The organism is Amycolatopsis sp. MtRt-6, from assembly GCF_017308975.1.
Lineage (GTDB): Bacteria > Actinomycetota > Actinomycetes > Mycobacteriales > Pseudonocardiaceae > Amycolatopsis.
The window spans coordinates 1-19446 of sequence record NZ_JADWPD010000007.1; the positions used below are offsets into that span (position 1 = coordinate 1).

The 19446-nt window shown below is 73.3% G+C and carries 19 protein-coding genes and 1 pseudogene; 9 read left to right on the forward strand and 11 right to left on the reverse strand.

Annotated elements, in window-relative coordinates:
* The 3 genes and pseudogenes from I4Q55_RS49145 to I4Q55_RS14070 all read right to left on the reverse strand — a co-directional run.
* A pseudogene (locus I4Q55_RS49145) lies at window positions 1-391 on the reverse strand (helix-turn-helix domain-containing protein); the annotation flags it as partial.
* Window positions 316-1128, reverse strand: a complete 813-nt coding sequence (locus I4Q55_RS14065) for an IS3 family transposase (protein ID WP_206788122.1) — start codon at window positions 1126-1128, stop codon at window positions 316-318. The gene I4Q55_RS14065 and the pseudogene I4Q55_RS49145, both read right to left, overlap by 76 nt.
* Window positions 1125-1415: a transposase gene (locus tag I4Q55_RS14070; protein WP_206788123.1), complete on the reverse strand. Its 291-nt coding sequence runs from the start codon at window positions 1413-1415 to the stop codon at window positions 1125-1127. The genes I4Q55_RS14065 and I4Q55_RS14070 overlap by 4 nt, the downstream gene beginning before the upstream one ends.
* Before the next feature lie 215 nt (window positions 1416-1630).
* Here I4Q55_RS14070 and I4Q55_RS14075 point away from each other — a divergent pair, with 215 nt between their 5' ends.
* Window positions 1631-2512, forward strand: coding sequence for an RICIN domain-containing protein (locus I4Q55_RS14075; RefSeq protein ID WP_206788124.1), 882 nt, complete (start codon window positions 1631-1633; stop codon window positions 2510-2512).
* Window positions 2513-2554: 42 nt separating this feature from the next.
* On the opposite strand, the gene I4Q55_RS14080 is transcribed toward I4Q55_RS14075, so the two are convergent.
* The 3 genes from I4Q55_RS14080 to I4Q55_RS14090 are packed head-to-tail and all read right to left on the reverse strand — an operon-like array spanning window position 2555 to window position 6887.
* Window positions 2555-4306, reverse strand: coding sequence for an ABC transporter ATP-binding protein (locus I4Q55_RS14080; RefSeq protein ID WP_206788125.1), 1752 nt, complete (start codon window positions 4304-4306; stop codon window positions 2555-2557).
* Window positions 4303-5973 (reverse strand): ABC transporter ATP-binding protein, encoded by a 1671-nt coding sequence (locus I4Q55_RS14085; protein ID WP_206788126.1) that lies wholly within the window; start codon window positions 5971-5973, stop codon window positions 4303-4305. The genes I4Q55_RS14080 and I4Q55_RS14085 overlap by 4 nt, the downstream gene beginning before the upstream one ends.
* A 53-nt stretch (window positions 5974-6026) precedes the next feature.
* The gene (locus I4Q55_RS14090) at window positions 6027-6887 is read right to left on the reverse strand and encodes a hypothetical protein (RefSeq protein ID WP_206788127.1); all 861 of its coding nucleotides are present in this window, start codon (window positions 6885-6887) and stop codon (window positions 6027-6029) included.
* Between the two features lie 58 nt (window positions 6888-6945).
* Between I4Q55_RS14090 and I4Q55_RS14095 the strand changes: the two genes are divergently transcribed.
* Both I4Q55_RS14095 and I4Q55_RS14100 read left to right on the forward strand, forming a co-directional pair.
* Window positions 6946-7458 carry a DinB family protein gene (locus tag I4Q55_RS14095; protein WP_206788128.1) on the forward strand — a complete coding sequence of 171 codons (513 nt, stop codon included), beginning with the start codon at window positions 6946-6948 and terminating at the stop codon, window positions 7456-7458.
* A 287-nt stretch (window positions 7459-7745) separates the two neighbouring features.
* A complete protein-coding gene (locus I4Q55_RS14100; RefSeq protein WP_206788129.1) occupies window positions 7746-8873 on the forward strand; it encodes a hypothetical protein in 1128 nt (375 codons plus the stop codon).
* Here I4Q55_RS14100 and I4Q55_RS14105 read toward each other — a convergent pair.
* Complete coding sequence (locus I4Q55_RS14105; RefSeq protein ID WP_206788130.1) at window positions 8842-9453, reverse strand: dihydrofolate reductase family protein; 612 nt, start codon at window positions 9451-9453, stop codon at window positions 8842-8844. The two genes, I4Q55_RS14100 and I4Q55_RS14105, sit on opposite strands and share 32 nt — an antisense overlap.
* A 102-nt stretch (window positions 9454-9555) precedes the next feature.
* Between I4Q55_RS14105 and I4Q55_RS14110 the strand changes: the two genes are divergently transcribed.
* Window positions 9556-10425, forward strand: a complete 870-nt coding sequence (locus tag I4Q55_RS14110; protein ID WP_206788132.1) for a LysR family transcriptional regulator — start codon at window positions 9556-9558, stop codon at window positions 10423-10425.
* Here the strand turns inward: I4Q55_RS14110 and I4Q55_RS14115 are convergent.
* Window positions 10414-11007, reverse strand: a complete 594-nt coding sequence (locus tag I4Q55_RS14115) for a hypothetical protein (RefSeq protein WP_206788134.1) — start codon at window positions 11005-11007, stop codon at window positions 10414-10416. The genes I4Q55_RS14110 and I4Q55_RS14115 overlap by 12 nt on opposite strands.
* 82 nt (window positions 11008-11089) lie before the next feature.
* Here I4Q55_RS14115 and I4Q55_RS14120 point away from each other — a divergent pair, with 82 nt between their 5' ends.
* From I4Q55_RS14120 to I4Q55_RS14140, 5 genes are all read left to right on the forward strand, one after another.
* Window positions 11090-11800: an MBL fold metallo-hydrolase gene (locus tag I4Q55_RS14120; protein ID WP_206788136.1), complete on the forward strand. Its 711-nt coding sequence runs from the start codon at window positions 11090-11092 to the stop codon at window positions 11798-11800.
* A 125-nt stretch (window positions 11801-11925) separates the two neighbouring features.
* Window positions 11926-12744, forward strand: coding sequence for an ABC transporter permease (locus I4Q55_RS14125; RefSeq protein ID WP_206788138.1), 819 nt, complete (start codon window positions 11926-11928; stop codon window positions 12742-12744).
* A complete protein-coding gene (locus tag I4Q55_RS14130) occupies window positions 12729-13433 on the forward strand; it encodes an ABC transporter ATP-binding protein (protein ID WP_206788140.1) in 705 nt (234 codons plus the stop codon). The genes I4Q55_RS14125 and I4Q55_RS14130 overlap by 16 nt, the downstream gene beginning before the upstream one ends.
* A 7-nt stretch (window positions 13434-13440) precedes the next feature.
* A complete protein-coding gene (locus I4Q55_RS14135; protein ID WP_206788142.1) occupies window positions 13441-14427 on the forward strand; it encodes an ABC transporter substrate-binding protein in 987 nt (328 codons plus the stop codon).
* Window positions 14424-15575 (forward strand): LLM class flavin-dependent oxidoreductase, encoded by a 1152-nt coding sequence (locus tag I4Q55_RS14140; protein WP_206788144.1) that lies wholly within the window; start codon window positions 14424-14426, stop codon window positions 15573-15575. Before I4Q55_RS14135 ends, I4Q55_RS14140 begins: the two co-directional genes overlap by 4 nt.
* On the opposite strand, the gene I4Q55_RS14145 is transcribed toward I4Q55_RS14140, so the two are convergent.
* The 3 genes from I4Q55_RS14145 to I4Q55_RS14155 are packed head-to-tail and all read right to left on the reverse strand — an operon-like array spanning window position 15576 to window position 19399.
* Window positions 15576-16340: a DJ-1/PfpI family protein gene (locus I4Q55_RS14145; RefSeq protein WP_206788146.1), complete on the reverse strand. Its 765-nt coding sequence runs from the start codon at window positions 16338-16340 to the stop codon at window positions 15576-15578. It abuts the gene before it with no gap.
* Window positions 16337-17341 (reverse strand): GlxA family transcriptional regulator, encoded by a 1005-nt coding sequence (locus I4Q55_RS14150; protein ID WP_206788147.1) that lies wholly within the window; start codon window positions 17339-17341, stop codon window positions 16337-16339. Before I4Q55_RS14150 ends, I4Q55_RS14145 begins: the two co-directional genes overlap by 4 nt.
* Before the next feature lie 9 nt (window positions 17342-17350).
* On the reverse strand, window positions 17351-19399 hold the full coding sequence (locus I4Q55_RS14155; RefSeq protein ID WP_242545983.1) for a glycosyl transferase: 2049 nt from the start codon (window positions 19397-19399) through the stop codon (window positions 17351-17353).
* Between the last annotated feature and the right edge of the window lie 47 nt (window positions 19400-19446).

The following is a 19446-nucleotide window of genomic DNA, read 5'->3' on the forward strand; positions in this document are numbered from 1 at the left end:
TGATAGATCGCCTCGTGACTGATGCGCATGGACTCATCATCGGGGAAATCAACCGGGAGCCGGTGAGAGATCTGCTCCGGGCTCCACGCCATCGCCCACCGCCGATCCTGCCGATACGGCTTGTTCACCGGCGGGCGATCTCGCGCACCCCGTGCTCCTGGGCACGCAACAGCGCGATCTCCTCACGCTCGGCGAACGACAGGTACCGGCCCGTGGGCTCCTCCAGACTGATCGGCGGCATGCCGCCAGCGTGACGGAACCAGCGGGCCGCGACCGGCCAGGACACACCGACATTCTCCGCCGCCTCAGCCGTCGTCACACCCAACGCGATCTGCCGCCAAAAATCCCGCTGCACCGCCCGAGACGGCTCCGGCCGGCCCGGTGAACGCATCGGTGCCCGCAACGCCCGATCCGCTGCCCACTGCCGCCGCGCACCCACCGGTGCCTCCGGCACCTGCTTCCGACCGCGCCCCATCGCAAACCTCCGTGATCAAGGTGTTGCGACGACCAGTTGAATCCGCCCTGGACCCCGCGGTCGGAATGAAACACCGCGTCATCTCCGACAAGACCGCGAGCAGTCGCGAGGTCGATCGCGTCGCAGACCAGGTCGGTGCGCATGTGCTCGGCCATGGCATGCCCGACGATCTCGCGGGTGTGCAGGTCGATGACGGTGGCCAGGTAGAGCCAGCCCTCAAACGTGGGCAGGCAGGTGATGTCCCCGACCATGCGCAGTCCCGGCGCCGGCGCGGTGAAGTCGCGGCGGATCAGATCCTGAACGGGGGTGACCGGCCCGGCCGCAGGCCGGGTGGTGGTGCGGCGTTTGCGGCGGGTGATCCCGGCCAGCCCATGCTCGCGCATCAGCCGCTCCACCCGCTTGTGATTCACGATATGGCCGCGGCGGTGCAGCTCCGCGGTGATCCGCGGGACACCGTAGGCCCGCCGGTGCTCGGCATGGATCTCGGTGATCAGCCTGACCAGCTCGGCCTCGGCCTCCGCCCGCGCGGCCCGGGCAGCCTCGGCAGCGACCCACTCGTGGAAGCCCTGCCGGCGCAGCCCGAGGACCTGGCACAACCGCTTCACGCCATAGCTGGCGCGGTGTTCGGAGATGAACCGGTAGCGGTAGATCATCGATCCATCTCGCGCGCAAAATAGGCGGCCGCTTTCCGCAGGATCTCCTTCTCTTTCTCCAGCTCAGCGACCCGCTTCCGCAACCGCTGCAGCTCCTGGGCCTCGGCCGGATCCTCCGCTTGCGGCCCGGCCTCGGCAGCCTGCTTGGCGGTGGTCACCCACGAGCGCAGGGTCTCGTGGTTGACCCCGAGTTCACGGGCGATCTGCCGCAACGGACGATCACTCGAGTTGACCAGCTCGATCGCGTCGCGACGGAACTGCTCCGGATACTTCGACCTGCGAGACACCAGGACATCCTCCCTCCAGACCACCGTCTGGAATCAAGGTGTCCGGCCCCACGGGGCAACTCCACGTGATGCCCCTCCAGACACGCGAGATCGCTCCTCAATCACGCGAATTCCGGCTTCGATCACGCGAGCCGGCTTCGGCCGCTGGACCATTCGCACCAATGACCCGCTAATTCGGTATCTCCTCGTCTGTCCGGAGCGCTATCGTCCGCCGGGTGAAACTCACATCGCGCATCTTTGCCGTCATCGCGGCAGCAATGGCACTGGGATTGGGAGTCACGGCTCCGGCGGTGGCGGAAACCAATCAGACGCTCGAAATCAAGAACGTCGCCTTGGGCAAATGTCTCGCTGTCGGGGCACCGGCCAACGCCTGGCTGACGGTGGAGACCTGCACCGGCGCGCCGACCCAGCAGTGGGAGCGGATTCCCGTGGACGGCGACAAGGTGATGCTCCGCAACCTCGGCGACCGAAGCTGTGCAATGGGGCTCAACAACCTCGTCCGCTACGAATGCGACGACGAGAACAACGAACAATACTGGGTGCTCGCCGGCGACCAGCTGAAGAATGCCAAGACGGGCCAGGTGGCCGATACCTACCTGCACGACGGCGGCTCCGGCGTGATCCTGTGGGACGCCGGCGGCAGTGACTACCAGCGGTGGCAGTTCAGGGTCACCGGGACCGCGCCGGCTCCGCCCGCGGACACCAGTGGCCAGATAATCGGGATCAAGAGTGTGTCGGATCGACAGTGCGTCGCGGCCAGTGGCATCGCCGCGCGGCTGGCGGACTGCGCCGGTGTGGTGGAACAGAAGTTCCAGCGTGTCGAGTTCGGCGAGGGCGTGGTCCAGCTGCGGAGCATTGCGTCCGGTAAGTGCCTGCGCACCGGGTCGTTCGGATCGCCCCGCGTCGATCTGGTGACCGCCTGCGCTGCGAACGACCCGGCGCAGCAGTGGCAGATCGAGCCGGACCTGATCGGCACGGTCCGGGTGCGCAACGTCGCCAGTGGCAATTACCTCACGCCCAGCACAAGCGCCAACATCACGACCTACGAGCGTACTTCCCTGGCGAACTGGCAGAAGTGGAGTCTCGCCGTCGCCTGACCGAAACGACGGTGCCGGCCGATCCCGGCCGGCACCGTGGTCTCAGGCGCGCTGCCCGGACCACGCCTCCCACAGCTTCGCGTACCGGCCACCGGCGGCCACGAGATCGTCGTGGGTGCCGGACTCCACGACCGCTCCCGCGTCGAGGACCACGATCCGGTCGGATGCCGCCGCCTGCGTGAGGCGGTGCGCCACCACCAGCGCCGTCCGTCCCTCCAAGGCCGCCGCGGCCGCCGCTTCCAGCACCTTCGAGCCCGCGCTGCCCGCCTCCGCCGTGGCTTCGTCGAGGATCGCGATCGGCGGGTCGGCCAGCACCAGCCGCACCAACGCCAGCTGCTGTGCCTGCGTCACCGTCAGCTGGTGACCCCCTTCGCCGACGACCGTCGCGAGACCGTCCGGTAGCGACGACGCCCAGGTCAGCGCGCCCACCTTGGCCAGCGCTTCCCGCAGTTCGGCGTCCGTCGCCGACGGGCGGGCGAGCCGCAGGTCGTCGGCCAGCGTGCCGGCGAAGACGTGGACCTCCTGGCTGATCAGCCCCACCGTCCGCCGCGTCCCCTCCGGCCCCAGCTCGTCCAGCGCCACGCCGCCGAGCGTCACCGAACCCGTGTCCGGGCGGTGGATGCCGGCGATCAGCTTGGCCAGCGTCGTCTTCCCGGCCCCGCTCGCGCCGACCAGCGCCACCCGCTCGCCCGGCGCGACACCGAGGTCGACGTCGCGCAGCACCGGGTGACCGTCCACGTAGGAGTAGAAAATCCCGGCGGTCTTCACCGACGCGTCCACCGGCCGGGCCGGCCGCGCGGGCGACGCCTCGGCCGGCAGGTCGGCGACGCCGATCAGGCGCGCGAGGCTGGCCGCGGCCGCCTGGGCGTCGTCGACCAGCGCCAGCGCCGTCGTGATCGGCCCGAACAGGCTGTGGAAGTACAGTGCCGCCGCGGTCGCGACGCCGACCGTCACCGCGTCCGCGCCCACCAGCACGAACCCCAGCGCCAGCACCGCCGACAGCCCGACGAACTCCGCCAGGTTGAGCCGCGCGTAGAACCGCGTCACCAGGCGGATTCCCCGCAGCGCCAGCGAAACGGCGGCCTCCGACCGCTCGCGCACCCGCGAAAGGTGAGCGTCCGCCAGCCGGAACGCGCGGACCGTCTTCGCGCCGCCGATGGTGTCCAGCAGCTGCTGCTGTTGCGTCCCGACCGCCTCGCGCTGGGCGGCGTACAACGGCTTCGCGCGCGGCACGTACCAGCGCACGGTCCACAGCTGGATCGGCACGGCCAGCAGCGCGGCCAGCAGGAACCGCCAGTCCAGCACGGCCAGCGCCCCGAGCGTCAGCACGACCGTCAGCACCGACCGGCCCAGCTCGGGCAGCGCCTGCCGGACGCCCTCGGCGACGACCGAGACGTCGTTCGTCACCCGGGCGGTGAGGTCGCCGGACCCGGCGCGCTCCAGCTGTTCGAGCGGCAGGCCCAGCGCGCGTTCGACGAAACGCTCGCGCAGCTCGGCCAGAATCGTCTCGCCCAGCCGCGCGACCAGCGACACGCCGATCGCGGTCGCCACCGCCTGTGCCACCGCGACGAGGACCAGCCCCACCACCGGCGTGACGAGCTCGGCGGCCGGACGGCGCGTGGCGACCAGGTCGACGACCCGGCCGAGCAGGGGCGCGGTCAGCAGACCGATCGCGGTGGCCGCGACGAGCATCGTGGCCGCGGCCGCCGCCCGGCCCTTCGCCCGGCCGACGAGCTCGCCGACGACGGCGCGGATCCGCCGCCCGTCGGCCACGGGGAGGAGTTCGCGGGTCATGACAGCACCGCCGCTCGGTAGTCGGGACGGCCGGCCAGCTCGGCGTGGCTGCCTTCGCCCGCGATCCGCCCGTCGTCGAGCAGGACGACGCGGTCGGTGGCGGCCAGCAGCGCCGGGCTGGTGGTGACGAGGATCGTGGTGCGGCCACGCCGCAGTTCGGCGAGGCCCGCGGCGATCCGAGCCTCGGTGACCGTGTCGACGGCGGTGGTCGGGTCGTGCAGCACCAGCACCGGCGCGTCGGCGGCCAGCGCCCGGGCGAGCGCGACCCGCTGCCGCTGCCCGCCCGACAGCGACCGCCCGCGTTCGGTGACGGCGGTCGCGACGCCGTCGGGCAGCGCGCTCGCGACCTCGTCGACGGCGGCCGCGGTCATCGCCTCGGCCGTCTTCGGCCCGGTCTCGATGTTCTCGGCGACCGTCCCGGCGAACAGGTCCGCGTCGTGCGCGGCGACCAGCACGACCTCACGCACCCGGCTCGGGTCCACAGTGGACAGGTCGACCGAGTCGACCGACACCGAGCCGCTCGCGGGATCGGCGGTGCGGCCCAGGCAGTCGAGGAGGTCCGTCGCGGCGGCCGGGTCGGTGGCGACCACGCCCAGCAGCTCACCCGGGCGCGCTTCGAAAGCGACGTCACGCAGGGCGCCGCGGTGCAGCGCGGACAGCTTGACGTGCCCGGCTGCCGGAACCGGCAGCGTCGCGTCCCCGGCGCCGACGGCGGGCGGCGCGTTCAGCACGTCGGCGATGCGCGCGGCCGAGGCCCGGCCCTGCGCGAGTTCGCCGTTGACCCACGAGAAGATCGTGAACGGCGTGATCAGGTACTGCGCGAGCCCGACCGCGGCGACCAGGTCGCCGACGCTGATGTCACCCGCGGCGGCGAGGTTGCCGCCGACCAGCGCGACCACGGCGATGAAGATGCCGGTGAGCGCCAGCAGCGCGCCGTTGTGCCAGGCCTGGGCGCGGGCCGCGCGCAGCGTCGCGCGCAGCGAGTCCTGGCTCGTGCGGCGGTAGCGGTCGACGGCGGCGCGTTCGGCGCCGACGCCCTTCAGTACGCGCAGCCCGGCGACGAGGTCGGTGGCGACGCCGGAGGCGAACGCGGAGCGCTCCTGCTCGGCCTCGCTGCGGCGCTCGAGGGGCTTGCCGATGAGGTGCGCCAGGTACAGCATCGGCGGCGTGCCGAGCAGGACGAGCAGCCCGAGCGGCAGCGACATGGTGAGCAGCGCGATCGCGCTGACCAGCAGCCCGGCCAGGCCGGCGACGCCGAAGGGCAGGACGCCGTTGACGGTGCCGACGCGCTTGGCGTCCGACGTCCCGATGCTGACCAGCTCGCCGGCGAGCGTGCCGGAGTCGGCCACACCGCCGGGGTGCAGCACCCGGCGTCCGACGTCGAGGCGGAGGTCGTGGGCCGCGCGTTCGGCGGCGCGCTCGCCGAAGCGGGCACCGAGGCGGTAGCTGGTCGACAGCGCGGCGAAGAGCACGCCCAGCACCACCAGCCAGAACACCAGCGTGCCTGCCGAGCCGCCCGCGACGGCCTGGTCGATGACCACGCCGATGACGACCGGAACCAGTGCTTCGCCGCCTTGGTGGCTCGAGGTCAGCAGCGCGGCGAGCGCCACCGACCGTCGTTGCCCGGCGATCGACCGGCGGAGGACTTCCCGTCCCGTCGTGCTCACCCGCGCCTCCCTCTCCAGAGCTGGGATAGGTAAGGCTAGTCTAAGTAAAGAAGTTACGGGAACACGGTCGGCTTGGTCTCACTTCGCTGCTCGGTGGCCGGTTCGCCGAACCGCGCCAGCGCGAGCGCGGCCGCCACGGCGAGGGCGAACCCGGCGACGGCGACGACCGCGAAGCCGGGCCGGGTGCGGTCGCCGAGTGCCAGCACGCCGACCAGCGACGGGAAGATCGTCTCGCCGAGCACCATCATCGCGGTCGAGGTCGTGACGCTCCCGCGCTGCAGCGCCGTCGCGTAGAACAGCATGGCCATCGCGCCCGCGACCGCGACGGTGTAGGTGGCGAGGTCGGTGAGCAGGTCGAGTGGTGCGAGGCTGGGGATGATCCGGCCGGCGATGGCGACGACACCGAAGCACAGCCCGGCGACGAGCCCGAGCGCCGGCGTCCGGATCCGGCGGCTCGCCTTGCCGGCGGCGATCCCGGCCACGGCGAGGACGGCGACCGCGGCGACCAGGCCGAGCCGGAAGCCCAGCCCGACGGGGTCCGAGCCTTCGCTTTCGGCGGCGGTGCCGAGCAGGGCGAGCCCGGCGCACACGACGACGACAGCCGCCCATTCCGGCCGGCCGAGCCGCACGCCGAGGAACCGCGCGGCGACGGCGGTCACGGCGAGACTGGCGGCGAGCGCGGCCTGGACGACGAAGAGCGGCAGGACGTGCAGGGCGGCGATCTGCGCGACGAACCCGAGGACGTCGAGCAGGAGGCCGAGCACGAACTTCCCCTGGCGGAGCACGCGCACCAGCAGCTTCGGGTCGACCCCGGCGGCGCCGGTGTCGGTGGCCCGCGCGGCGACCGACTGCATCACCGAAGCCACGCCGTACGCGCATGCCGCGCCGAGGGCGCAGAGCAGTCCCCACCACATGCCGATCACTCTATTTCGCCGTCCCGGTTTTGTCGGACCGGTGCGGTACGGTGCGACCATGTCGAACACGAGTTCGAAGACGCACCGCCAGTGGCCCGCCCCGCTGGCGGCCGGCGAGCTGCGTCTGTTGCTGGATTTCCTGCAGTTTCTCCGCGCGACGGCGGTGAACAAGCTGGCGGGGTTGGCGCTGTCGCAGGCCTCGGCGACGCCGTTGCCCACGTCACCGAGGATGAGCGCGCTGGGCGTGGTGAAGCACCTGACGGCGGTGGAGCGCTGGTGGCTGGCGATCGAGGCGGGCGGGGCGGACCTGCCGTCACTGTGGGCGGGCAGCCCGGACCCGAGCTGGGACCTGGGCCCGGAAGACACGCCGGCCTCGGTGGTGGCGGCGTACAAGGCGGAGTGGGCACGGGTGGAGAAGGCGTTGCGGGGGCTGGGCCCGGACGACCGGACCCGGCGACGATCGGAGTTCACGGTGCGGTGGGTGGTCGCGCATGTCGTACAGGAGACGGCGCGGCATGTGGGGCACTTGGACGTGCTGCGCGAACTGGCCGACGGGGAGGTGGGTGAGTGATGCAGCGGTGAGGTGGCGGCGGGTGGGTGTGGCGCCGTCCGCCGGGTGCCCGACGCCGGCGCGTGTTCCGGCCCGTTCCGGCGAAAACCGCGTGACAAGCGCAGCTACCCTGAATTCGTGACCGTCCTCGTGGAACACCGCCGATTTACCGGCCCCCTGGCCCTTTCCGGGCGCCAGCGGGGTTCCGGTGCCGCGTCCACGACCAACGCAGCCTGAACCGAACCTCGCCGGGTGTCCGGGCCAGGGGGAACCGCCCTCAGCCGTCCCGTACACCCGGAGGTTCCGTCATGTCCGCAACACTGACCCCCGCCCAGCTCGCGCGCGATCTCGCCGTTCGCGACCTCACCGATCCGGCCGCCGGGCCGCATGCCGTCCAGCTCGTTGTCGACCAGGCCGTCGAGGCGCTCGCCGGCCGGTGGCCCTGTTCCGTCCGGAGAATCGCCGGCGACCGCGTCGTCACCGTTGCCGACAACTACGACAACCTCGGCTACCACCCCGCCGACGTCACGCGCGACGCCCGCTACACCCGGTACGTCGACGACCGGCACGTCCTGCGCAGCCACTCCACCGCCCTGGTCCCCGGCGCGCTGCGAAACCTGGCCGCGAACCCCGCCGACGACGTCCTGCTCGTCTGCGCCGGCGTCGTCTACCGCCGCGACAGCATCGACCGGCTGCACAGCGGCACGCCGCACCAGCTCGACCTCTGGCGGATCGTCCGCGGGACCGTCGCCCGGGCCGACCTCGAAGAAATGGTCGCCGCCCTGGTGCCCGGCTTGAGGTGGCGGCTCGAACCGCGCCGTCATCCGTACACAGTGGATGGTGCGCAGCTCGATGTCGACCACGACGGGCGCTGGGTCGAGGTCGCCGAGTGCGGGCTCGCCCACCCGGGCGTTCTCGCGCGGGCCGGGCTCGGCGACGGCTGGTCCGGCCTGGCGCTCGGCATGGGCCTCGACCGGATGCTCATGCTGCGCAAGGGGATGCCGGACATCCGGCTGCTGCGCTCCACCGAGCCGGCCGTCGCCGCGCAGCTGACGGACCTCGCGCCCTACCGGCCGGTCTCTGCGCTGCCGCCGGTGCGTCGCGACCTGTCGATCGCGGTGCCGGCCGGGGACCGGGCCGAAGATCTCGGCGACCGTGTCCGCGACGCCCTCGGCGCCGATGCCGACGTCGTCGAGTCGGTCGAGATCCGGCAGGAGACGTCGTACGCCCGGCTGCCCGCGCCGGCCCGAGCCCGGCTCGGTGCGACGCCGGACCAGAAGAACCTGCTCGTGCGCCTCGTGCTGCGGCCCCTGGACCGGACGCTGTCCGATCGGGAGGCGAACGTCCTGAGAGATCGGGCCTATGCCGCCCTGCACCGGGGGAGCGTCCACGAGTGGGCCGGATTCACCGGACCACGCGATAGCGCAGGTGCGTGACCGAGGCCGTCGCCCGCGCGTCCACCTGCTCCAGGTTCAGCGGCGGGACACCGTCGAACAGCCGGACGCCGTCGCCGAGTGTGTACGGCGCGACGTGCAGCCGCAGTTCGTCGATCAGGCCCGCGGCGAGGTACTGGTTGACGGTGGTCGCGCCGCCGTGGACGGAGATCCCGCCGTCGCCGGCCGCTTCGCGGGCGCGGGCCATCGCGGCCTCGATGCCGTCGGTGACGAAGTGGAAGGTGGTGCCGCCCGCCATCGGCTGCGGCTCGCGCGGGTGGTGGGTGAGCACGAAAACCGGGCCGTGGTAGGGCGGGTTGTCGCCCCACCAGCCCGTCCACGGCCGGTCCCACGCGCCGCGCACCGGGCCGAACATGTTGCGCCCCATGATGAACGCCTTGGCCGTCATCATCCGGTCGAACTCGGCCGGGTGCTCGTCGCGGCCTTCGCCGTACCAGGCGTGCAGCCGGTCGCCCCAGCCGTCGCCGCCGTCGTCGCCGAACGGGCGCTGCTCGGTCTGGTGGTGCCCGGCCGCGTATCCGTCGAGGGTGATCGTGAGGTCGCAGGTCACCTTGCCGGTCATGTCCGTCTCCTTCTCGGTCGGCTGCTCCGGAACCAGGATGGACCGGACATGACATGACGTCCAATGCCAGTTGGGGCGGTGACCCATTGATATTCTCGATGAATGCTGAACCTGGTGCAGCTCAAGGTCCTGGCCGCGGTGGCCCGGCACGGCTCGGTGACCGAAGCGGCCCGGGAGCTGCACTATTCGCAGCCGTCGGTGAGCCACCACCTGGCCCGCCTGGAAGCGGCCACCGGCGCCCGGCTCGTGCAGCGGGCCGGCCGCGGGATCCGCCTGACGCCGGAAGGCCGCCTGCTGGCCGACCGCGCCGCCGAAATCGCCGGCCGCGTGGAGGCGGCGGCCGAAGAGCTGGCCGCGCAGGTCGGCCTGCGGGCCGGGCGCGTCCGGCTGGCCGCCAACGCGTCCGCGCTGAGCACCCTCGTGCCGAGAGCGGCCGCGTCGCTGGCGCAGGCCCACCCGGGGCTCGAGCTGAGCCTGCTCGACCGGCATCCCGTCGAAGCACTGGACATGCTGCGCCGCGGCGAACTCGACGTCGCCCTCGTCTTCCAGCACGCCGGCGCCCCGGCCGGGGAGGACGGGTTCCGGTTCCGCCACCTCGCCGACGACCCGATCCACCTGATCAGTCGCCGGCCGGGCGAAAGCCTCGCCGACCATCGCGGCTCCGCCTGGATCGGCGGGTGCGACCGGTGCCGGGCGGAGCTGACCGCCGTCTGCGCGGGGGCGGGGTTCAGCCCGCGCCTCGGCTCGTTCAGCGACGACATGGTCGTCGTGCAGTCCCTGGTCGCCGCCGGCCTCGGCGTCGCCATCCTGCCCGGGCTCGCGCTGGAAGCGCACCGCCATCCCGGCGTTCACGCGACCGAACTCCCCGGCGTCCACCGCCGCATCCACGCGGCCACCTACGGCGACCCACCCGACCCGCCCGCGGTGGCCGCCGTCCTGACCGCGCTCACCGAGGCCGCCTCACCGGCATGACGGACGATCATCGTGCCGGGCGAGCAGGTCTCCGCAGATGGCCAGCATGAACCTGGTGTACAGGGCGCCGAAAGCCGTCGCGTCGAAGTCGGCGAACCGCTCGTCGTAGGTGCTGTTCGGCAGGTAGGCCAGGATCTCGGTCGCGCGATCCACCGCGACCTGCGAGCCGTAGACGAACACGCGGGCCTTGATGGTGAGGAGTTCGTAGCGGGAGGCCGCGAAATTCTGCTCTTCCCGGGAGCAATCCAAAGGTTTCGGGGCCGGCGGGTCGTTCCCGTCCGCGCCTACCGACCTGGGTACCGGGTTGCGGCAGCTTGCGACGCTTTGGGCCGCGCTGGCATGCCGATCTGCCGCGTCGAGGAACTTCAGGTACGCGTCGGACCGCTTCTCGCGGTCGTCCTTCGCGCGTTGCTCGGACGCCTGGACGTCCTGGTTCCGGATCGAGGCGTCCACGCTGACCTTCGAGCCGAAGAAGGTTCCTGTCACGCCGAGGATCCCGACGAGGGCGGTGGCGACGACGGAGACGACCGCCACGCGCCGGTCCGCGCGCTTGTCTTCCCCGGGCGAGTCGTCAGCGGGCATGACCAGGCCGTCGTGGGCCGCGGTGCCGGTGTTGCACCCGCGGGAACGCTTGTTATCGCACCGTTGCCGTAGGGTGTCCGCTGTGACTGATCGGCTCTACTTCCGGCAGCTGCTCGCCGGCCGTGACTTCGCCGTCGGCGACCCCGTCGCGACGCAGATGGTGAACTTCGCCTACCTGATCGGCGACCGCGAAACCCGGGACGCGGTCATCGTCGACCCGGCCTACGCGGTGCGTGACCTGCTCGACGTCCTGGCGCAGGACGGCATGCGGCTCACCGGTGTGCTGGCCACCCACCACCACCCCGACCACGTCGGCGGCGAGATGCTCGGCTTCTCGCTGCCCGGGATCGCCGAGCTGCTCGCCGCCGAGCCGGTGCCGATCCACGTCAACGGCGCCGAGACCGAATGGGTCAAGCGGGTCACCGGCGTCTCCGGCACCGATCTGCGCGCGCACGACCACGACGACGTCCTCGAGGTCGGGGCCATCCCGATCCGGCTGCTGCACACGCCCGGGCACACGCCGGGCAGCCAGTGCTTCCTCGTCGAGGACAAGCTCGTCTCCGGCGACACGCTCTTCCTGGAAGGCTGCGGCCGCACCGACTTCCCGGGCGGCGACGCCGAAGAGATCTACCGCAGCCTGCAGGCGCTCGCCGGCCTGCCCGGCGACCCGGTCGTCTACCCCGGGCACCAGTACTCGGCCGAGCCGTCCGCCGCGCTGTCGGACGTCAAGCGCACGAACTTCGTCTACCGGCCGCGGTCGCTCGACGAATGGAAGGTCATGTTCGGCGGCTGAGCCAAGCCGTTCCACGGGCTGAAACACCGGGAGTTCACGGAGTGGGCGCCGATTGACTTCGCTTCCCGCTCCCCGGATGGTCGGGACCACGCCATTCCGATCGTCCCCGTCCCCGGGAGAAATCCGTGTCGATTTCCACCACGGGTGTGCTCGCGCACGCCCGGAAACGCGCCGCCGAGCCGCCGCGCAACGCCCTCAGGCGGCCCGACCTGCGGCGCTGGATCAGCCCGGTGGTGCTCGTCGCCGCCTGGCAGCTGGCCAGCGCCACCGGCGTCCTGCCGCCGGACAAGCTCAGTTCACCGTGGACGGTCGTGCGGGCCGGGATCGAAACCGCGCGCAGCGGCGAACTCGGTGCCGCGTTCGCCGTTTCGCTCGGCCGGGTCGGCGCCGGCTTCGTGCTCGGCGCGCTCGCCGGCGTCCTGCTCGGCCTCGCCTCCGGGCTCTCCCGCTGGGGTGAGGCCCTGGTCGACCCGCCGGTGCAGATGCTGCGCACCCTGCCGTTCCTCGGCCTGATCCCGCTGTTCATCCTGTGGTTCGGCATCGGTGAGGAGACGAAGATCGTGCTGGTCGCGCTCGGCGTGGCCTTCCCGCTCTACCTCAACGTCCACTCGGGAATCCGCGGCGCCGACCCGGCCCTCGTCGAAGCCTCGCGGGCGCTCGGGTTCAGCCGCGCGGAACGGCTCTGGCACGTCGTCCTGCCCGGCGCCCTGCCGCAGGCGCTCGTCGGGCTGCGGCAGTCGCTCGGGCTCGCCTGGCTCGCGCTGATCGTCGGCGAGACCGTCAACGCCGATGCCGGCGTCGGCTACCTCATCAACAACGCCCGCGAATTCCTGCGCACCGACGTCGTGGTCGTCGGACTGGTCCTGTACGCCCTGCTCGGCCTGGTCACCGACGCGCTGGTCCGGCTGCTCGAACGGAAGGTGCTGCGGTGGCGAACCCGGTAGCCGACGTCCGCGGCCTCACCAAGCGGTTCGGCGACCGGACCGTCCTCAGTGGACTCGACCTGACCGTCGAACGCGGCGAGTTCGTCGCCCTGCTCGGCCGCAGCGGGTCCGGCAAGTCGACGCTGCTGCGGGTGCTCGCCGGCCTCGACGACGACGTCGAAGGCCACGCCGACGTCACCGGCACCGTCTCGGTCGCGTTCCAGCAGCCGAGACTGCTGCCGTGGCGGAAGGTCTGGCGCAACGTCGTCCTCGGCCTGCGCCAGGACGGCGTCACGAAGTCCCGCAACCGGGCGCTGGCCGAGAAGGCTCTCGCCGAGGTGCACCTGAGCGACCACGCCGACGACTGGCCGCTGACGCTGTCCGGCGGCGAAGCGCAGCGCGTGTCGCTGGCCCGCGCGCTCGTGCGCGAACCCGATCTGCTGCTGCTCGACGAGCCGTTCGGCGCCCTGGACGCGCTCACCCGGATCGCCATGCACGGCCTCGTGCAGGACCTCTGGCGGCGGCACCGGCCGGGCGTGCTGCTGGTGACCCACGACGTCGACGAGGCCCTGCGGCTCGCCGACCGCGTCCTCGTGCTGGACGGCGGCCGGATCGTGGCCGCGCACCGGCCACGCGACGCCGCCGATCACGACGACCTCCGCCGCCGCGTGCTGGCCGACCTGGGAGTGACCGAAGATGCTGTGGCGTAAGGGAATAATGGCCGTCACGGCGGCCCTCGTGGTGTCCGCGTGCGGCACGGCGACCGGGAACGAAGCTTCCGTGCCGGCCTCGGTGAGCGCGGCGGACCTGGCGAAGGTGACGCTCAAGGTGGGCGACCAGAAGGGCGGTCTCAAGTCGCTGCTCACCGCGGCGAACCTGCTGCAGGGGACGCCGTACAAGATCGAATGGTCCACGTTCACCTCGGGCCCGCCGCTGCTCGAAGCGGCCTCGGCCGGCGCGATCGACACCGGGCGCGTCGGCAACACGCCGCCGATCTTCGCGGCCGCCGCCAAGGCGAAGATCAAGGTGATCAGCGTGTCGCGCAGCAACGTCGAGCGGGAAGCCGTCCTCGTGCCGCCGGACTCGCCGCTGCAAGACGTCGCCTCGTTGAAGGGCAAGACGATCGGCGTCGCGAAGGGCTCCTCCGCGCACGGCCAGCTGCTGAACACGCTGCACCACAACGGACTTTCCACGAAGGATGTGAAGCTGAGCTTCCTGCAGCCGTCCGAGGCCTACGCCGCGTTCACCCAGCGCGCCATCGACGCCTGGGCGATCTGGGACCCCTACACCGCGCAGGCGCAGCTCGAAGCGCACGCACGGGTGCTGGCCGACGGCCGGGGCGCGTCGAACGGCCTGGCCTTCCTGACCGCGAGCACGGCGGCGCTCGGCGACCCCGGCCGGAACTCCGCGCTGCGCGACTTCGCCGTGCGTGTGGTCAAGGCGCAGAAGTGGGCCGACACGCACCGCGAAGAGTGGGCGCAGGCGTGGGCCGAGGAGACCGGCCTGAAGCCGGAGGTCGCGCGGAAGGCCGTCGAAGCGGGCCGTGACCTGCCGATCGCGCTCGACGACGCCGTGGTGGCGTCCGAACAGCAGCTCGCGGACGCCTTCACCGACGAGAAGACTCTGCCGGGCAAGGTGGACTTCGCCGCCTTCGTCGACCGGCGGTTCGGTCCCGACCTGGACCAGGCGAGGAGCAACGGATGAGCATCAGGCTGCACTGGTTCCTGCCCACCAGCGGTGACGGCCGCACGATCGTGGAACGCTTCCACGCCAATCGGTCCGCCGGCCCGGCCGCCCAGCGCGACCCGGACCTGGACTACCTGGCCCAGGTCGCCCGCGCGGCCGAGCGGCAGGGCTTCGAAGGCGTCCTGACGCCGACGGGCACCTGGTGCGAGGACGCGTGGCTCACCACGGCCGCGCTGATCCGGGAGACGACCCGGCTGAAGTTCCTGGTCGCCTTCCGCCCGGGCGTCATTTCGCCGACGCTCGCCGCGCAGATGGCGGGGACGTTCCAGCGCCTGTCGGGCGGCCGCGTGCTGCTCAACATCGTCACCGGCGGCGACGCGGTCGAGCAGCGCCGCTTCGGCGACTGGCACGACCACGACGCCCGCTACGCCCGCACCGACGAGTTCCTGACCATCGTGCGCGGCGTCTGGTCCGGCGAGCCGTTCAGCTTCACGGGCGACCACCTGCGCGTCGAGGGCGCGACGACGCTGGCCGCGCCGGACCCGGTGCCGCCGATCTACTTCGGCGGCTCGTCACCGGCCGCGCTGCCGGTCGCGGCCCGGCACGCCGACGTCTACCTAACCTGGGGCGAACCGCCCGCCCAGGTCGCCGAGAAGATCGGGAAGGTGCGGGAGCTGGCCGGGGACCGGCCGATCCGCTTCGGCGTCCGGCTGCACACGATTTCGCGCGACACCTCGGCCGAGGCGTGGGCGGAGGCGCAGAAGCTGCTCGACGCGCTGAGCCCGGAGCAGGTCACGAAGGCGCAGGCGCAGCTGGCGGCGAGTGAGTCGGTGGGGCAGCAGCGGATGGTCGCGCTGCACGGCGGCCGGACCGGCGGCGGCGTCCGCGGGCTGGAGATCCACCCGAACCTGTGGGCGGGTGTCGGCCTGGTCCGCGGCGGTGCCGGCACCGCGCTGGTCGGGAGCCACGAGGAGGTCGCGGACCTGATCGAGGAGTACCACTCGATCGGCGTCAGCGAGTTCGTGCTGTCGGGCTACCCGCACCTGGAGGAGGCGTACTGGTTCGGCGACGGCGTGCGGCCGGAGCTGGCCCGGCGCGGCCTGCTGGCGGACGTCCCCGCCCTGCCCCGGCCGGCGCACCCGGAGCGCAACGTCGCGGCGCTGTAGCTACTGCTGTGACTCGGCGAGCAGGCGCAACGCCAGCTCCTTCAGCCGCGGGCTCGCCGTGGCCGCGTCGCCCGCGTCGAACGGCGGCCGTGGGTCGTACTCCACCGCCAGCTGGACGGCGCGGGCGACCTCCTCGCCGGCGAGCTCGCTCGCCAGGAACAACGCCATGTCGATGCCGGCGGAGACGCCCGCCGCGGTGATCACCTTGCCCACCCGCACATACCGTTCCGGCACGTACTGGACGCCGAAGGTGGCCTCCAGGTAGGGCGCCGACGCCCAGTACGTCGTCGCCCGCTCGCGCAGCAGGCCGGCCGCGCCGAGGACCAGCGCGCCGGTGCACACCGACGTCGTCCAGGTCGTGTGGCGGTCGATGCGGCGGATCCAGTCCAGCAGCACCGGGTTGCGCATCGCCCCGACCGTGCCGCGGTCACCGGCGCCGGGCACCAGCAGGACGTCGAGACGGTCCACTTCGGACACCGCGCGGTCGGCGAAGACGGCCGTGCGGTGAGTGTCGGTGCGCACCGGGCCGCGGCGCTCGCCGATCATGGTGACCGTCGCGCCCGGGAGCCGGGAGAGCAGTTCCGCCGGACCGGTCGGGTCGAGCAGGCTGAACCCGTCGTAGAGCAGGATGCCGATCTTCGGGCCGGGACGGCCGTCCAGGACCGGCACCGCGGCGGCGGTGCCGGTCGCGGCCGGGAGCCCCAGTGCCGCGACCGCGGCCAGCCCGCCGAGCACGGTCCGCCGGGTCGTCTGTGTGGTGGTCATGCCCCCGGAGTCTGGACGGCCGCCGCGCCCGGGAGCCGCGGCATGTCCGGCATCCTGCGAAGCGTGTCCCCGGTGACGCCGTAGTGGTCGAGGAACGCCTGCCGCAGCGTCTCGGCCGAGCCGAACCCGCACCGGCGGGCGATGGCGGCGAGCGGCAGTTCGCTGCCCCGCACCAGGTACGCGGCGGCTTCGGTGCGCGCGACGCGGACCGCGCGGGCCGGGGTGGTGCCGAGATGGGTGGCGAACAGCCGGGCCAGGTGCCGCGGTGTCACCCCCGCCCTGGCCGCCAGCGCCGGCGGGCTCAGGTCCGCGGCCAGGTGGCCGGCGATGTACCCGAGCAGGTCCGGCACGACCCGGTTCCCCGGCGACGGCGCGGCGAGGAACATGCTGATCTGGGCCTGGTCGGCGGGGCGGTGCAGGTAGGTGACGAGCTCGCGGGCGACCGCGCGGGCCAGCGTCGGGCCGTGGTCGGCTTCGACGAGCGCGAGGGTCAGGTCGAGCGCGCTGGTGACCCCGGCCGAGGTGTAGACGTTGCCGTCGCGCAGGTACAGCGGCGCCGGATCGACGGTGACGGCGGGGAACCGGGCGGCGAGCAGTTCGCCGTAGCCCCAGTGCGTGGTGACCCGCCGCCCGTCGAGCAGCCCGGCGGCGGCGAGCACGAACGTGCCGGTGCACACCGAGGCGATCCGGCGGCTCCGCCCGGCCAGCCGGCGGATCTGGGCGAGCAGCGGTTCGTCGAGCACGGCCGCGCGCGTCCCGGCACCGCCCACGACCATCAGCGTGTCCAGCGGCCCGGTGATCGCGGCGAGCCGCCGGGCCCCGGCGAGCACGATCCCCGCCGAGCTGCGCGCGCCCTGCCCGGACACGGTGGCCAGCTCGACGCGGTACGGCGGCGCGGCGCCGTGGGAGTTCGCCAGTTCCAGCGCGCCGCTCGGGCAGGCCACGTCGAGGATCTGGATCTGGTCGAAGGCGGCGATGACGACCCGTCTTTCCTGCCCCATGCCCGGAATCTACCGGGTCGGCGGCAGCAGCCCGGGCGGCGCGAAGAGCGGGTAGGTGACGAGCACGCCGTCGGCCGTCCGGGTGACCGACGCCGGGCGGAAGAGGTCGCGTTGGCCGGCGTAGAAGGCGGTGGCACCGTCTTCGTCACCGGTCAGCAGGACCCGGCGGCGCGGCTGCCCGGCGGCGTCCTCGCCGAGCACCTCCGGGAAGGCCGCGACCCGCACCGGCCGGGTGGCCGCGAGCGCGGCGAGGGTGGTGATGAGCCGCGGGTCCGCGCGCCCTGCACGCAGCACGGCGGCGGCCTCGGGGCTCAGCGTGATCCGCGCCGACGCGGCCAGCGCTTCGCCGGCGTGGGCCCGGGCCGGAGCTTCCGGCGGCGCGCCGGGATCGACGGGCGGCAACCCGAGGCGCCAGACGGTGACTCGCGTGTCGCCGGCCCCGAAAACGGCGGTCGGGCCGGCGCCGGCGAGCGCGCCGTCCAGCGCGGGATAGTGCTTGCGGAGCGCGGCTTCACCGGAGCCGAAGACAGCCCATTCGGCGGCCGGGCAGGTGACGTCGCACGCGGCGGGCGGGGCCAGCATGCCGGTCGGCCAGCCGGCGTTGGCGAGTTCGGCCCAGGCGGCGTCGTCGACGAGCAGCCGGGAGCCGGAAGCGTTGGCGCGCACCCAATCGCGGGCCTCGGCCAGCGGGCCGCCGCGGGCGATGGTGGGTTGCAGCGCGGAGTAGCCGGCGACCCAGCTGACAGCGAGAGTGGCCACGACGACGGTGGCGGCCAACGCGGGCGCGATCGGGCGGTGGCGGCGCGTGCGGCCGTGGTGCGTGGGGTGCGGAGGCGGGGCGGCCGGGTTGCGGCGGTCGGCGAACCGCCGGTGTGCGGGGGTGGGCTGTGGGTTGGTGGGGCCGGTCGGTGCGGTGTCGGCCAGCGCGGGCCGGGTGCGGCAGGGCCTCCTGAGCGCGGCCACCACCCGGCCCGGGCCGCCGGTACCCCCGGCCGGGGCCGCAATGGCGCCGGCCGGGGCCGGCCGGGCGAGACCGCCCGCGTCTCCCCGGCCCTCCGGGGCGGCCCACCGGATCGCCGCTTCCCGCGGGAGCCGGCCCCAGCGAGCCCGGGAACCCCGCCGGGTCAGGGCCTGGGCCACTCCCGCCACCAGCAGCGGTGTCACCGGCAGCAGCAACGCCAGCACCGCCGTCGACGGCACACCCGGCACCAGCAGCACCGCCGCGAGCAGCACGCCCGTCAGCGCGAACGGCCGCACCGCCCGCACCCCCAGCGCCGCCACCGAAGCGACCGCCGACCACAGCACCCAGGCCGGGTCCAGGGCCGCCCAGTCGGCGAGCGCCGGACCGGTTGCGGCCGGCAGGTGGGGGCGCAACACCGCCGCCGCCGGGCCGAACGCGATACCCAGGCCCAGGTTCAGCACCACCGCCACCAGTGCCGCCCGGACCGGGGCCCGGCGGACCAGCAGCCAGCCCGCCGCGGGGAGGAAGAACAGCGCCAACGGGGACGTCAGCACCGCCGCCAGCAGGCACGCCGCCGCCGCCACGTCGTGGCGGACGCGGGCCCTCCGGCGGGTGATCAGGACCAGCGCTCCCAGCACCCACACCGCCGCCAGGTGCTCCACGACGACCAGGCGCTGCACCCCGAGCGCGAGCGGGGACGCCGCCAGGAGCAGCACCGCCACCGCCGCGGCCCAGCGCGGCAAGCCCAGGCGGCGGGCCAGGACCCACAGCAGTGCCGCGCCCGCCAGGGCCGCCAGCAGCACGGTTTCGCGGACCGCCGCCAGCGCCGTCGTCGACCGGCCGAACGCGTCCGGCACCATCGTCGCCGCCGCGAGCTGGAGCCAGCCGAACGGGCTGACCCCGGCGCCGCCCGCGTCGGCGAACGACGTCAGGTGGCCGAGCGCGTACGCGTGGGCGACCGTGGCGGCCTCCGCGGGCAGGGCCGGCGCGGGCGCGGCGAGGTAGAGCACCCGCAGCCCGCCGGCCAGCGCCAGCAGGGCGAGCACGATGTCGAGCGACAGCAGCCGGTGCGCGGCGGAACCCGGCCTGTGAGCCATTGGACGGACTGTAGCGGAGCCCGCCGCCGGAACCCGTTGCCGGGCAA

Coding starts and splice junctions, on each gene's coding strand:
- I4Q55_RS14135 (WP_206788142.1), top strand. CDS start 13,441: ATGGCCGTCACGGCGGCCCTCGTGGTGTCCGCGTGCGGCACGGCGACC.
- I4Q55_RS14080 (WP_206788125.1), bottom strand. CDS start 4,306: ATGACCCGCGAACTCCTCCCCGTGGCCGACGGGCGGCGGATCCGCGCC.
- I4Q55_RS14150 (WP_206788147.1), bottom strand. CDS start 17,341: ATGGGGCAGGAAAGACGGGTCGTCATCGCCGCCTTCGACCAGATCCAG.
- I4Q55_RS14115 (WP_206788134.1), bottom strand. CDS start 11,007: ATGCCCGCTGACGACTCGCCCGGGGAAGACAAGCGCGCGGACCGGCGC.
- I4Q55_RS14155 (WP_242545983.1), bottom strand. CDS start 19,399: ATGGCTCACAGGCCGGGTTCCGCCGCGCACCGGCTGCTGTCGCTCGAC.
- I4Q55_RS14065 (WP_206788122.1), bottom strand. CDS start 1,128: ATGATCTACCGCTACCGGTTCATCTCCGAACACCGCGCCAGCTATGGC.
- I4Q55_RS14090 (WP_206788127.1), bottom strand. CDS start 6,887: ATGTGGTGGGGACTGCTCTGCGCCCTCGGCGCGGCATGCGCGTACGGC.
- I4Q55_RS14095 (WP_206788128.1), top strand. CDS start 6,946: ATGTCGAACACGAGTTCGAAGACGCACCGCCAGTGGCCCGCCCCGCTG.
- I4Q55_RS14145 (WP_206788146.1), bottom strand. CDS start 16,340: ATGACCACCACACAGACGACCCGGCGGACCGTGCTCGGCGGGCTGGCC.
- I4Q55_RS14110 (WP_206788132.1), top strand. CDS start 9,556: ATGCTGAACCTGGTGCAGCTCAAGGTCCTGGCCGCGGTGGCCCGGCAC.
- I4Q55_RS14100 (WP_206788129.1), top strand. CDS start 7,746: ATGTCCGCAACACTGACCCCCGCCCAGCTCGCGCGCGATCTCGCCGTT.
- I4Q55_RS14105 (WP_206788130.1), bottom strand. CDS start 9,453: ATGACCGGCAAGGTGACCTGCGACCTCACGATCACCCTCGACGGATAC.
- I4Q55_RS14140 (WP_206788144.1), top strand. CDS start 14,424: ATGAGCATCAGGCTGCACTGGTTCCTGCCCACCAGCGGTGACGGCCGC.